13 protein-coding genes are annotated in these 12,957 nt (G+C 55.7%); 7 read left to right on the forward strand and 6 right to left on the reverse strand.

The annotated features are described in order from the left end of the window. Window positions 1-74: 74 nt before the first annotated feature. From ACZ5FM_RS05530 to sfsA, 5 genes are all read right to left on the reverse strand, one after another. Window positions 75-1,808, reverse strand: a complete 1,734-nt coding sequence (locus tag ACZ5FM_RS05530) for a TadG family pilus assembly protein (protein ID WP_464039927.1) — start codon at window positions 1,806-1,808, stop codon at window positions 75-77. After that, the gene (locus tag ACZ5FM_RS05535; RefSeq protein ID WP_464039928.1) at window positions 1,809-2,231 is read right to left on the reverse strand and encodes a TadE family protein; all 423 of its coding nucleotides are present in this window, start codon (window positions 2,229-2,231) and stop codon (window positions 1,809-1,811) included. 159 nt (window positions 2,232-2,390) lie between these two features. Beyond that, a complete protein-coding gene (radC, locus tag ACZ5FM_RS05540) occupies window positions 2,391-3,233 on the reverse strand; it encodes a RadC family protein (protein WP_464039929.1) in 843 nt (280 codons plus the stop codon). A gap of 3 nt (window positions 3,234-3,236) precedes the next feature. Then, the gene (gene map, locus ACZ5FM_RS05545) at window positions 3,237-4,073 is read right to left on the reverse strand and encodes a type I methionyl aminopeptidase (protein ID WP_192487702.1); all 837 of its coding nucleotides are present in this window, start codon (window positions 4,071-4,073) and stop codon (window positions 3,237-3,239) included. 31 nt (window positions 4,074-4,104) lie between these two features. After that, a complete protein-coding gene (sfsA, locus tag ACZ5FM_RS05550) occupies window positions 4,105-4,827 on the reverse strand; it encodes a DNA/RNA nuclease SfsA (protein ID WP_464039931.1) in 723 nt (240 codons plus the stop codon). A gap of 218 nt (window positions 4,828-5,045) precedes the next feature. On the opposite strand from sfsA, the gene ACZ5FM_RS05555 reads away from it, so the two are divergent. Next, complete coding sequence (locus tag ACZ5FM_RS05555) at window positions 5,046-5,447, forward strand: hypothetical protein (RefSeq protein ID WP_250982682.1); 402 nt, start codon at window positions 5,046-5,048, stop codon at window positions 5,445-5,447. Window positions 5,448-5,831: 384 nt separating this feature from the next. On the opposite strand, the gene fnrN is transcribed toward ACZ5FM_RS05555, so the two are convergent. Next, window positions 5,832-6,557, reverse strand: a complete 726-nt coding sequence (fnrN, locus tag ACZ5FM_RS05560) for a transcriptional regulator FnrN (protein ID WP_192487705.1) — start codon at window positions 6,555-6,557, stop codon at window positions 5,832-5,834. Window positions 6,558-6,754: 197 nt separating this feature from the next. On the opposite strand from fnrN, the gene hemN reads away from it, so the two are divergent. The 6 genes from hemN (at window position 6,755) to ACZ5FM_RS05590 (ending at window position 12,952) form a co-directional block, all read left to right on the forward strand. Continuing rightward, a complete protein-coding gene (hemN, locus tag ACZ5FM_RS05565) occupies window positions 6,755-8,104 on the forward strand; it encodes an oxygen-independent coproporphyrinogen III oxidase (protein ID WP_464039932.1) in 1,350 nt (449 codons plus the stop codon). 118 nt (window positions 8,105-8,222) lie between these two features. Further along, window positions 8,223-8,507 (forward strand): acyl carrier protein, encoded by a 285-nt coding sequence (locus ACZ5FM_RS05570; protein WP_192487707.1) that lies wholly within the window; start codon window positions 8,223-8,225, stop codon window positions 8,505-8,507. A gap of 108 nt (window positions 8,508-8,615) precedes the next feature. After that, window positions 8,616-9,092 (forward strand): 3-hydroxyacyl-ACP dehydratase FabZ family protein, encoded by a 477-nt coding sequence (locus tag ACZ5FM_RS05575; RefSeq protein WP_192487708.1) that lies wholly within the window; start codon window positions 8,616-8,618, stop codon window positions 9,090-9,092. A 185-nt stretch (window positions 9,093-9,277) separates the two neighbouring features. Further along, window positions 9,278-10,474 carry a beta-ketoacyl-ACP synthase gene (locus ACZ5FM_RS05580; RefSeq protein WP_464039933.1) on the forward strand — a complete coding sequence of 399 codons (1,197 nt, stop codon included), beginning with the start codon at window positions 9,278-9,280 and terminating at the stop codon, window positions 10,472-10,474. Between the two features lie 12 nt (window positions 10,475-10,486). Further along, entirely contained in the window at window positions 10,487-11,773 is a 1,287-nt protein-coding gene (locus ACZ5FM_RS05585) for a beta-ketoacyl-ACP synthase (RefSeq protein WP_250982678.1), read from the forward strand. 150 nt (window positions 11,774-11,923) lie between these two features. Beyond that, window positions 11,924-12,952 carry a zinc-binding dehydrogenase gene (locus ACZ5FM_RS05590; protein WP_464039934.1) on the forward strand — a complete coding sequence of 343 codons (1,029 nt, stop codon included), beginning with the start codon at window positions 11,924-11,926 and terminating at the stop codon, window positions 12,950-12,952. Window positions 12,953-12,957: the final 5 nt, after the last annotated feature.

The raw sequence follows: 12,957 nt of genomic DNA on the forward strand, positions 1-12,957 counted from the left end.
GACATAAAGAAAGCCGTCGGAGAAATCCGGCGGCTTTTTAGTTGGCTGTAGGAGAGTTCAGCAGAGGAGGAGAATTACTGCACGAGGGCAGGTTGCATGCAGCGCACATCCGTGACGCGTACATCAGCTTCACCGATCTTGATACCGAGTACCAGCAGCGTGTTGTAGAGCACGGTGTCGAGTGGTTTGGTAACCAGTGACAGGGTGTCTGCCAACGCTGATGTGACAAGGGTCGGTGTTCCCAGTGTCAGGAACAGAACTTTGATATCAAGATCGAGATTTTTAAGTAGCGACTGGATCAGCGACGTCGCCGTATCCTTGGTCGAGACATTCTTGACGGTGCCTTGTGTTATGTCCGCCTGCGAGAAGGTGACTTTGGTTTTGGTCATGTTGGAGGCGGTGATCTGCGCCTTGCCAAGGATTTTCAACAATGCTGAATCCACCACCGCAGCCTGCACGACGCGCGGCGTTTTGCCAAAATTGTTGAATGCCGATGTATCGACATCGCCAAGCGCAATATCGGCGGCACCCGGCACCACGTCGACGTCAACCGTGCCCTGACCGCCACCGGTGCAGCGAATGGCGGCAAGACGTGCTTCGGACTGCGCTAGATCGATATAGATTGGCACGCGCACCCGAAGACCGGCAATAGCGCTCAAGCCATCCACCGCCACTTCGACGGCCAGACGTGTCTGCGCAGTACGAACGATGGTTCCCTGTCCACCCACTGCCAGAGCCGGGGTGCCAACCGGCGCCTCGCCGATGGCCAGCTTGATCTTGGTTGAGGCAAGACCGGGAATGCCGGCGCCGAGGTCGACGGCAATCTGCTGGCTACCATTGGCGGCAATGGCCGAGGCGTTGAGAAGGTCAAAGACGCTGGCCATGACCTTCAGATTGTCGCCGGCACCAATCAGCTGCTCCTGCACGGGGCCAAGATTGAGGACTTGCGCCAGTTTCAGGGTCAGCTGGGTTTTGTTGGCGGCACGTTCCAGTGTCTTCAACACCGTGGCAACTGCCGGTTTGACGCCGGTGGTCTTGCCCAGCACACTCAACAATTTACCGTAGGTAATGTCGGTGTTCAGCAGGTCCTTATATGTACCTGCCGTTAGGTTAAGGTCGAGCGCCAGGGCATTGAGAACCTGCAAGGCATTGATGTCTGCATCGATCAGCGCGTTGTAATCCATGACATTCAGATTGACGGTCGTGCCGAGCAATCCGCCGAGAATCGCATTGAGCAGACCGTTATTGACACTGGTCAGCCGTGAACCGATCGAAAAGGCTGCCAACTGGTTGCCTGACGCCGTGCCGCTTGCCGAAATGGTCGGAGCACTGGCAAAGGCACCGGCAAAAAAGATCTCGCCTTTTTCGGTAATCGTCACCTTCAGCGCATTGGTCGGTGTCGCATTGGGCACGAAACGCTGGCCAACCGCGATATTGGGATCAGGCTCGTAGCGACCTTTGATCACTTCGGCATAACCATTGGCACTGGTAAATGGCTTTTGCGGATCAAAGGGCACAACGCCATTGGCGGTGATCAGGCCCGCCGGGCTGACGACGCCAAGATTAAGGTTGTTCAGCTTGAAATATTGAGCGACGGATTGCTCCGGATTGTTGATATCTGCGACACCGGATATCGCCGCGAGATCGGCGGCCTGCTGGGCTTGACGTTTCTGGACGGTCAGATAACCATAGTCCACGCCCAGCGCCAGAATGCCGATGAGAATAGGGGAAGTCAGTGCTGCCGTCAGCGCAATATTGCCGGATGTGTCGCCGCAGAAGCGACGGACGATCTTCTCAAGATACCACATTCAGACTCCTCCGATCCTGATCGTGGAAAATCGCTTGATGCTTTTTTCCGGCAGGGCATATGTATAAAGGTTCCAGATCGGCAGACCCCGGGCATCATACTCGATGGTCACAGTGAACTGGTTGGGATTGGACGGATCGCTTGCAACGGCAACGGTAAAGGCGTTCTTGTCGAGGAAAGCGTAGTTCAACGTGCTTTTCTTGACGAAATCCGTTGCCAGTGTTTCCCGTTCTTTTGTATTGAGCCCTGCAACAGCGGTGCGTGCAGCATCCGCCGCCACTTGCTGAACGGCATAGGCAGCCGTCAGGTAAATGCCGTATGCGATCAAACTTAGCAGGATGAGGATGAACATCGGGGCGATGATTGCAAACTCGACTGCCGATGCGCCTGATTTATCGGGCAGCACACTACGTATTGAATGCATGATGCGTCCTGTTTTTCGTTTTATTATTATATTCGAATATACTGACGCTTATGTGTTAAAGAATCGTTGATGCGCGAGCGGGCAGCAACCTGCGCGGGAAGCGCTGAATAGTTTTGTTTTTACAGTGTCTTGGAAAAGGGCAGCGAACACACGCTGACGTTAGATAAGGCCCATGCCCTTGAAGCTGATATGACCATCCTTGCCGATGATGATGTGGTCATGCACCGTAATGCCGAGCGGCTTTGCCGCCTCGATAATTGTGCGGGTCATGTCGATGTCGGCGCGGGACGGTGCGGGGTCACCACTGGGGTGATTATGCGCGAGGATCAAGGCGGTTGCCGACAGTTCCAACGCCCGTTTGATGACCTCACGCGTATAGACGGGCGTATGGTCAACCGTGCCTGTTCCCTGTACCTCATCGGCAATCAGCACATTGCGCTTGTCGAGAAACAGAATTCGGAATTGCTCGCGTGTCTCGTGCGCCATGGCGGCATGGCAATATTCGACCACTGCCGACCAGGAGCTTAAAATCTGCTTGTTGCGGATTTCGCTTTTCAGCGTGCGGTGGCCAATGGTCGAGATCAGCTTGATATCCAGCGCCACTGTCTCGCCAATGCCATTGACCTCCTGCAGCAGTGCCGCAGGTGCGCCAAACACGCCGCTTAATGTGCCAAACCGGGCAAGCAATGCCTTAGCAATCGGTTTGGTGTCCTTGCGCGGGATCAGCCTAAACAGCAGCAGTTCAAGGATTTCATAATCGGCAAGGGAGGTGTCGCCATTGTCGCGGTAGCGGCTGCGCAGCCGGTCTCGGTGGCCGTGATAATGATGGTCGACAGATGGGTCGGCCTTGGCTGGCGCTTTCGGTGTTCTCCCTGTCGCTTCGGGTATGCCGAAGAAAACACGTTCGTCGGCTTCCGTCAGGGAAAGGTCCAGACTTTCCTGCCCGGCAGAGGTTGAGGCAAGTGCTTCATGTTCTGCTGCTCGGGCAGGGTCTCTGGCCATGGATCAAGCCTTGAGCGGAGCAAGGCCTGGGCGGTCGAGGCCACCAGGCGACAGCGTGAAGATTTCACAGCCGGTCGCGGTCACTCCAACGGCATGTTCATATTGTGCGGTCAAGGAGCGGTCGCGGGTGACGGCCGTCCAGCCATCGGCCAGCACTTTGACATGCGGCTTGCCCAGATTGATCATCGGCTCGATGGTGAAGATCATGCCTTCACGCATTTCCGGACCTTCATGCGCTTCGCCATAGTGCAGGATGTTCGGCGTGTCGTGGAACAGCTTGCCAACCCCATGGCCGCAGAAATCGCGGACGACGGAGCAACGTGCCGCTTCCGCATGTGCCTGAATGGCGGCACCGATTGCGCCGGTGCGCGCGCCCGGACGGACAGCCGCGATACCCAGCATCAGGCATTCATGGGTCACTTCCAGCAGGCGCTCGGCAGCGCGCTTGATTTCACCCACCGGGTACATGCGACTGGAATCACCATGCCATCCATCGACGATATAGGTCACGTCGATATTGACGATGTCGCCATCGCGCAGCGGCTTTTCATTGGGAATGCCGTGGCAGACGACATGGTTGATCGATGTGCAGACCGACTTGGTGTAACCGCGATAATTGAGTGTGGCGGGCAGGGCGCCATGGTCCATGCCGAACTCGAACACAAAACGGTCGATCGTATCGGTGGCAACACCCGGTTTGACGATACTGGCAAGTTCATCGAGGCAGCGTGCAGTCAGCTGGCAGGCCTTTCGCATGCCCGCAAAATCCTCTGCATTATACAGCCGGATCGCCCCAGTATTCTTGAGTGGCGCAGAGGCTGCGTCGATATAGGTCACCATTGTCCGCTTTTCCTGTCGTTTTCTATACTGTTCATAAAACAGCAAGGCAGTGTTCGTCTATCGCAACCACCCCATCGACTGCAATTTCCAGCGGTGAAACACGACATTTTACCGCATAGGCTTCAACACCCTGCCGAATGGCGAGGTTGAAAGCCGCAGCGTAAACCGGATCTAGGTCAGAGCAAATCCGAAACTGGTCGCAGTCGTCGCGCTGGATCAGGTAGAGCATGACGGCACGGTGACCGGCCGTTACCATGTTGCCAAGCTCCTGAAGGTGTTTGGTGCCGCGCAGTGTGGCGGTATCTGGAAACTCCGCCAGACCGGGCTGACGCATGAAATGCACGTTCTTCACCTCGACATAGGCATCTGCACGGCCATCCGCTGACAGCAGGAAGTCGATTCGTGAGTTCTGGCCGTATTTCTGCTCGCGCCGCAATGTGTCGTAACCGGAGAGGGGGGCAATCACGCCGTTGCGGATTGCTTCTTCCGCCAGCCGATTCGGCATACCGGTGTTAATGCCGACGATTGTGCCGTCGGCTTCCACCAGTTCCAGCATATAGGCGTATTTCCGGGTGGGGCTGACGTTGTGTTGCGATAGCCATATGCGTGATCCGGGCTCGGTCAGGCCGCGCATCGAACCGGTATTGGGGCAGGAGCCGGTGATAAATGTACCATCTTCGAGTTCCGCGTCGAACAGGAAGCGTTTGTAGCGGCTGACAAGACGGGCGGGGACAAGGGGTGTGCTGAAAATCATGCGGCATATCTGGGCGTTTGGACATGAGGTTACAAGCCGATGCGTGACCCAGCTGTAGCCAAAGCAGCGATGAAGAATTGCTCCACAATATTTATAATCTTTGTATTTGCACATGCCAGGCGAAAACGAATACAAGTTGAGCCGCAGAGCCTGAATGATGAGCTGGCTGGCAAAGTGAAGAAGTTTTATCCTGCGGGATAATTGCCGGGACAAGATCGATGAAAAACAGTTTGATGATTGTCAAAGCAGGAACGCGACTGGTCCCCGGTGCTTTTGTTGCTGTGTTGCTGGCAGGTTGCACGACGCCACAGCCGGTCGATACCACTGCCTCTTTTAATACCCGCCCGGTTGCGCAGGTTGTTGGCCCGCAGCCGGTAAGTTCCCAGCCTGCGGTCAAGCAAGACACCGGCACGTACCCAACCTTCTCAAAGCCACTGACTTCGGCTGCCGACCAGATGTCCGACACTGAGGCCATGGAACTGCAAAAGCGTCTTTCGTCGCTGGCATCTGCCCGCAAGGCTGGCCGGGTCAGTGAGGCTGACTATCGCCGCCAGTTGCAGGAACTGCAAAACCTTGCCACGCATCACGGTGAGGATGCACAGGCGCAGATCGCGCAGTAATCCCTGTCCAAATTTTCTTGATATGATGGCGCCTTCACGGAATTCTCCGGGGCGCCATTTTTATGTTTAACCGGGGTTTAAAACGCCATCTGCGTTTTTACGTTTTGGCTTAATCGTTGAATTACTTGGTTTTTTAACGGCAAATCATGGTTTGCACGTTACAGTTCTCCCATGTCAATCAGGCCCTTCAGCAAGGCTTGAAGGGCGCTTGTCGCCGCCGGATCAGTGGCTGCGGTTTCTTGGGGACTGGGGAATGAAATTCGTTATCGCGGTGGTGCTGGCTTACGGAATCCTGTTTTCCGCAAGCGAAGCAAAGGCACCCTCTTTATTTATGATGCATAATTCGGCCGGAGTTTCGAGTTGGCAAATTCCGGGCCGGATTGCTCAGTCGTTGCCTGCCGCGTAGTTCAGGCGGTCGAGATCGCCCACGGTGACGTGACGATTGTTCTCGATGTGAATGACACCTTCCTTGCGCAGCTTGGTCATCTGACGGCTGACGGTCTCTATGGTAAGACCGAGGAAATCGGCGATATCGGCGCGTGACAAGGGCAGGTCGAAACTGGACTTGTCCTCATTTTCCGGATCGATATGGGTGGCAATCAGGTAGAGGAAGCTTGCGACCTTCTCCTGCGCAGACTTGCGACCTAGCGTCAGCATCCAGTCACGCGCTTCATCCAGTTCCTTCAGGGATTGGTCGTAAAGCTTGTGCTCCATCTGCGGTGACTGGTTGAGAATGCGGTCCACCACATTGCGCGGGAAGATACAGATGTTGACATCCGTCGCCGCCTCAACCGTTGTGTTGCTTTCACCGACAAAGGGCCGGCCAAGGAAGTCCGGTGCAAATTGCAATCCGACAATCTGCTGACGACCGTCAGACATCATCTTGGACAGCTTCACGACGCCGTTGAGAATATTGGCGTAAGTGGAAATAGATTCGCCCTGGCCAATCAGCTCATTGCCCGCCTCAAGCTTGCGTCGGCTGGAATGTTTGCTGAGTTCCATCAGCTGCGCAGGGCTCAGGGAGCTGCACACCCCGCCATGGCGGGCCTCGCAGGAGCGACAGACAACTGGCTCTTCCGAGTTATGAATGTTCTTAAGCAGCGTATCCATGAGGCAATATCCGATAGTTGCGGTAAAGTGCCGAAAAATCGGCACAAATTTACCCTTCCCAGTTTCTTGACGAAGCCGAATGTCCCCCTACGACTATCTTTGCGGAATGTACGCCTTGATTTGATCGAAGTCAAAGTTGCAAACTGTCGCAGACGCTACTTTCGGGTTATGTTTAGAATGGCCAAGGTAGAAATTGCATGTCGGAAAAGCTTCTCGAAAAATATTCCGGCGCGGTTCCGCGTTACACGAGTTACCCTACTGCACCCCACTTCCACGAGGGGGTCAGCTGCGGCATTTATGCGCAATGGCTGGGCAAATTGGGCGATAGCGACAATTTGTCATTGTATTTGCACATACCTTATTGCGATCGCCTGTGCTGGTTCTGCGCCTGTCACACCAAGCACACGCTGAAATATGAGCCGATTGCCAGCTACCTCACGTCACTGAAGCTTGAAATCGCAGCTGTCGGTCAGCGCATATCACGCGATGCCAGGGTAACGGCCGTGCATTTTGGTGGCGGTTCGCCAACCATGTTGAAGCCTGAAGATATGATTGATCTGATGGACTGTCTTCGCGCGGCGTTCAATTTTGCCGAGAACGCCGAAATCAGCGTGGAGATGGACCCCAACGATCTCGATGAGCCGCGATATGATGCGCTGGCCGCCATCGGCATGACCAGAGCAAGTCTTGGCGTGCAGGACTTCGACCCCAAGGTGCAGAAAACCATCAACCGCATTCAGACCTTCGAGCAGACGCGCTCGGTGGTGGAGGCGGTGCGGGCGAGGGGTGTACGTTCAGTCAATTGCGATATTCTTTACGGCTTGCCCTACCAGTCGCTCGACACACTGGCGGAAACCGTCAGATCAATCATCTCGCTGGATCCGGACCGCATTGCACTGTTTGGTTATGCCCATGTTCCATGGATGAAAAAACACCAGACCATGATCCCTGACGAAGCACTGCCTGATATTGTCGAGCGGTACCGGCAAATGACACTGGCTGGTGACATGCTGGTGGCGGCTGGTTATGTGGCAATCGGCATCGACCATTTTGCAAAGCCGGTCGATAGTCTGGCCGTTGCCTGTTCGAAGGGTGACCTCAAGCGCAATTTCCAGGGTTATACCGATGATTGTGCCACGGCGCTGATCGGTCTTGGTGCATCTTCGATCGGCAAGCTGCCACAGGGGTATGTGCAGAACATGCCGGCGACCGGTGAATATCAGCGCATGGCGGAAACCGACGGCCTGTGCGTTGTGCGCGGTATTGAACTCAGTGACGATGACCGGGTCCGCGCCTGGGTCATTGAGCGCATTATGTGTGATTTCGCCTTCGATTTTGCCGAACTGGAGCGTGAATTCGGCTGGGATCCATCTGGTATTGTTGCCGAAGCAAAACTGTTTGCGGCACAAAACAGCGATGGTATTGCGCAGATTAAAGGTCAGGTCTTCTCACTCACAGAGGCGGGAAAACCCTTTGCGCGCACGGTCGCTGCGGTGTTCGATAGTTACTTATCCACTGGAAAAGGTCGCCATTCGGTTGCTGTTTAAGCAACACATTGACAGCAAATTACACGTTCTTTGCTGGTACCCATTGGCTTTTCAACTTGATTTGCCTATGTGGTGCGTCTGATAAGCGTTATTTGAAGACAAAAGACAGACAAGGATTATGGGCGTGACAGCTACATTTGACAAGGTTGCCGACATCATCGCCGACACCAGCGAAATTGACCGGGAAACCATTACGCCGGAGAGCCACACAATCGACGATCTGGGCATCGACAGCCTTGATTTCCTCGACATCGTATTTGCGATCGACAAGGAATTCGGCATCAAGATCCCGCTCGAGCAGTGGACCCAGGAAGTCAACGAAGGCAAGGTAACGACAGAAGAATACTTCGTGTTGAAAAACCTCTGCGCCAAGATCGACGAACTGAAGGCCGCCAAGGGCTGATCTGTTCCGGCATCCGCAATTTTGTGGACCGCTGAGTGAGTTGAATATTGGTTTATATCCCTCACGCCGGAACCGGCGGGAGGGATTGTTTTATTAAGCGGAGGGCAAATGCTTCTCGAATATTTCCAGATGATCGACCACATCGAGTCTGTCGATAAAACGGCGCGCATATTGAAGGCGCGCTCAGTTGTGCCGGCAAAAAGCCCGGTTTTTGAAGGTCATTTTCCCGGAATGCCGCTTGTTCCCGGTGTTTTGCTGATTGAAACCATGGCGCAAGCCTCCGGCATGCTGGTTCTCAGCCTGACCGATTTTGCTGCCATGCCGTTTTTGATGACGGTTGACGGCGCCAAAATGCGCACTTTCGTGGAGCCGGAAGCGGTTCTGGATATCGAAGCGTTTCTGGAACATGAAGGTTCCGGTTTTGCTGTGACCAAGGCTAAGATCACCTCTGGTGGCAAGAAGGTCTGTGACGCGCAGCTGAAACTGCGCACCATGCCGTTCAGCGATATTCCGCTTGGTCCAATCGTCAAGAAACGCGCAGAAGAAGTGGGCCTGATGGCTGCTCTGGCCGCCTCTGAAGGTTGAAAAACGCGCTATCAGCCGGTTCGACCGGTGAATAAACAAGGTTTTGAAGGCCTCGTTCGGGCCTTCGCCATTGCCAAGTCGTTTTGTGCGGATTATTCGGCAAGCATGTAATGCCGCAAGCTGGCGCAAACGCATGAACAGCGGACGCGAACCGCGGTGGGTCCTGCAACCGCAGAGGATGACGTATGAGCAAATCTGACAATGATGTGGTGATAACAGGTGTTGGTATCGTGACCTGTCACGGTGTCGGTACTGAAGCGCATATCGCTTTGCTTTCCGCAAGTGTAGCGCCGGAAACGATTGTCGAGAGCGAGAAGTTCAAACCTTACCCGGTTCACCCTCTGCCAGAAATCGACTGGTCTACGCAGATCGGACGCAAGGATCAGCGCCAGATGGAAAACTGGCAGCGCATTGGCGTGTTTGCCGCAGGTCTTGCGCTGGATGATTCCGGTTTCAAGGAAGATGCTGACGCCTGCGCCACCATGGACATGATCGTAGCTGCCGGGGGCGGGGAACGTGACATCAACGTTGATACGCTGATCGTTGATGAAGCCTTGAAGCGCAACGACCGCGAAATTCTTCTCAATGAAAAGCTGACGACAGAATTGCGCCCGACGCTGTTCCTTGCCCAGCTTTCCAACCTGATGGCTGGCAATATTTCCATCGTGCACAAGGTCACCGGTTCGTCGCGTACCTTCATGGGCGAAGAAGCAGCCGGTATTTCTGCCGTCGAAACAGCCTTCCACCGCATCCGTTCGGGTGAATCGAGCCATGCGCTGGTTGGTGGTGCTTTCTCGGCCGAACGTCCTGACATGATTTTGTTGTTTGAAGCCATCAATGCCCACGCCCAGGGTGACTGGCAGCCATTGTGGTCGCGCGGCACTGATAATGGTGGTGGCATGATCACCGGTTCGGTTGGCGCATTCCTTGTTCTGGAATCGCGCAAACACGCCGTTGACCGTGGTGCAAAGATTTATGCCCGCATCGACGCGATCGAAGGTGACCGCGGCAACCGCGACGACGCCAAGATGGAAAAGCGCCTTGAGCGCCTGCTGTCTCCAGCCGGTGGCGCGACCGATACGCTTGTCCTGTCGGGCGCCAGCGGTTTCCATGACGTGACGAAGCGCGAAAAGGCTCTGCTGGAAAAGGCACTGCCAAACGCTGTTATCCGTGGTTACAGCGGTGTAACCGGCCACGCACTAGAAGCGCAGTTCCCGCTCGGCCTGGCACTCGGTGCGCTTGCGATTGAAAGCGGCGCAAAGCTGCCAGCCTTTGATGGCGCACAGGAAAAGCCGATGTCGACAAGCGCCAACACGGCAGTGGTTACAACCGTCGGCCACGTGCGTGGCGAAGGTGTCGCCGTTTTGTCCCGTGATGTTTGAGGAGTAAAAAAGATGGCATCATCCAGCTTCAAGGATCATCTCGGACGCCCAATCGTTGCCGTGACCGGCATGGGCATCATCACCTCGCTCGGACAGGGGCTTGAGGACAACTGGTCTGCATTGACATCAGGCAAATCAGGCATTCACAACATCACACGTTTTCCTACCGACGGTCTGTCGACCAAGATCAGCGGAACCGTTGATTTTATCGAAATTCCGGTGCCGAACTCGGTCGAGCGTTCTTACGCCTTTGCCCGCGAAACCACCATTGAGGCGCTGGCGCAGGCCGGTCTTTCGGGTGATTTCGGTGGCCCGCTGTTTTTGGCAGCACCGCCAATCGAACCGGAATGGAGCGCGCGCTTCGAACTGGCCGATCGTTCGCCACCGGCTGACCAGCCCGGCGATGCCTATAACCGATTCCTCGCGGCCATGCGCCAGCGTCCGGATGCCGCGTTTCAGGAAGCTGCCCTTTTCGGTGCCATTTCCGAGCGTCTGGCCGACCGGTTTGGCACACGTGGCCTGCCGGTAACGCTGTCCACGGCCTGTGCATCTGGCGCCACCGCCATTCAGTTGGGCGTTGAAGCCATTCGTCAGGGTCGTACAGACCGTGCGCTGACGGTTGCGACCGATGGTTCGGTCAGCGCCGAGGCGCTGATCCGCTTCTCGCTGCTGTCAGCCCTTTCCACGCAGAACGACCCGCCGGAAAAAGCGTCAAAGCCATTCAGCAAGGACCGTGATGGTTTCGTGATTGCTGAAGGTGCGGCAACACTGGTGCTGGAATCGCTCGAATCTGCCGTTGCACGCGGCGCCAAGGTTCTCGGCATCATCAAGGGCGCCGGTGAAAAGGCCGACAGCTTCCACCGCACACGCTCCTCGCCAGATGGCGCACCTGCTATTGCAACCATTCGTGCGGCTCTCTCTGATGCCGGTATCGCGCCAGAGGGCATTGGTTACATCAATGCACACGGCACTTCGACGCCGGAAAACGACAAGATGGAATATGGTGCGATGCTGGCCGTGTTCGGTGAAGGCCTGAAGGACATTCCATTGTCGTCCAACAAGTCGATGATCGGTCACACGCTGACGGCAGCCGGTGCGGTTGAGGCGGTGTTCTCGCTGCAGACCATGCTGACCGGCACCTTGCCGCCAACCATCAACTACACCAATCCCGACCCGGCCATCGCGCTCGACGTCGTGCCAAATGTGAAGCGGGAAGCGCAGGTCAGTGCCGTGCTGTCCAACTCCTTCGGCTTCGGCGGACAGAACGCAAGCCTTGTCATGACACGGGAACCGGCTTAATCGGTTTCCCAACGGCACCGGCCCGCATGACTGAACAGGTTCATGGGGTCGGATGTAGATATTCAAAAAGGGTGAGCGTCCCTTGTGTGTCATGTCAGACGCGCGGGCGCTCTCAAGCAAACAAAACGCCTCCGGGCGAAGGACTCTATCATGCGCGCCTTGCAACTCGTTGATGACCGTAAACTTGAAAGAGTGGAACTGCCGGAACCGGAAGCACCAGCACCAGGTGAAGTAACGCTTCGGGTCAAGGCTGTTGCGCTGAACCACATCGATGTCTGGGGCTGGCGCGGCATGGCATTTGCCAAGCGCAAGATGCCACTGACGATCGGCGCGGAAGCCTCAGGTGTTGTTGAGGCCATTGGTCCGGGCGTATCCAACGTTCTGCCAGGCCAGCTGGTGTCTATCTATGGCGCACGCATCTGTGGTCTGTGCAAGCCATGCCGTGAGGGCAGGGATAACCTGTGCGAACACGTTTCCGGCGTGCACGGTTTCCACCTTGATGGTTTTGCGCAGGAAAAAATCAACATTCCAGCTCGCCAGCTGGTACCTGCGCCACACGGTGTTGACGCTGTTGCTGCCGCACTCGCTCCGGTGACCTTCGGTACAGTTGAACATATGCTGTTTGACAATGCCAAGCTTGAGTCGGGCGAAACGATCCTGATCCATGCCGGCGGGTCCGGCATTGGTTCGGCTGCCATTCAGCTGGCCAAGAAAATGGGTTGCACCGTTATCACCACGGTTGGTTCCGACGACAAGATCGAACGTGCCAAGGCCCTGGGTGCCGACCACGTCATCAACTACCGTACCGACCGCTTCGAAGGCGTTGTGCGCAAGCTGACCAAGAAAAAGGGCGTTGACGTTGTGTTCGAACACGTCGGCAAGGACACATGGGCCGGTTCCATGTTCTCGCTGAAGCGTGGCGGCCGTCTGGTGACCTGCGGTTCGACGTCGGGTGTTTCGACCGACATCAACCTGATGATGCTGTTCCAGCAGCAGCTTAAGCTGCTCGGCTCCTTCGGTTGCCGTATGGAAAATATGGCCAATGCCATGCAGAAAATGGCGCGCGGCATCGTACACCCCGTTATCGACACCGAAGTGACCTTTGACGATATTGACCGTGCGTTGGAGCGCATGGAAACCCGTCAGGTATTCGGTAAAATCGTTCTCAGAATGGATTGATGCCC

The organism is Agrobacterium sp. 5Ca50 (genome assembly GCF_055381905.1).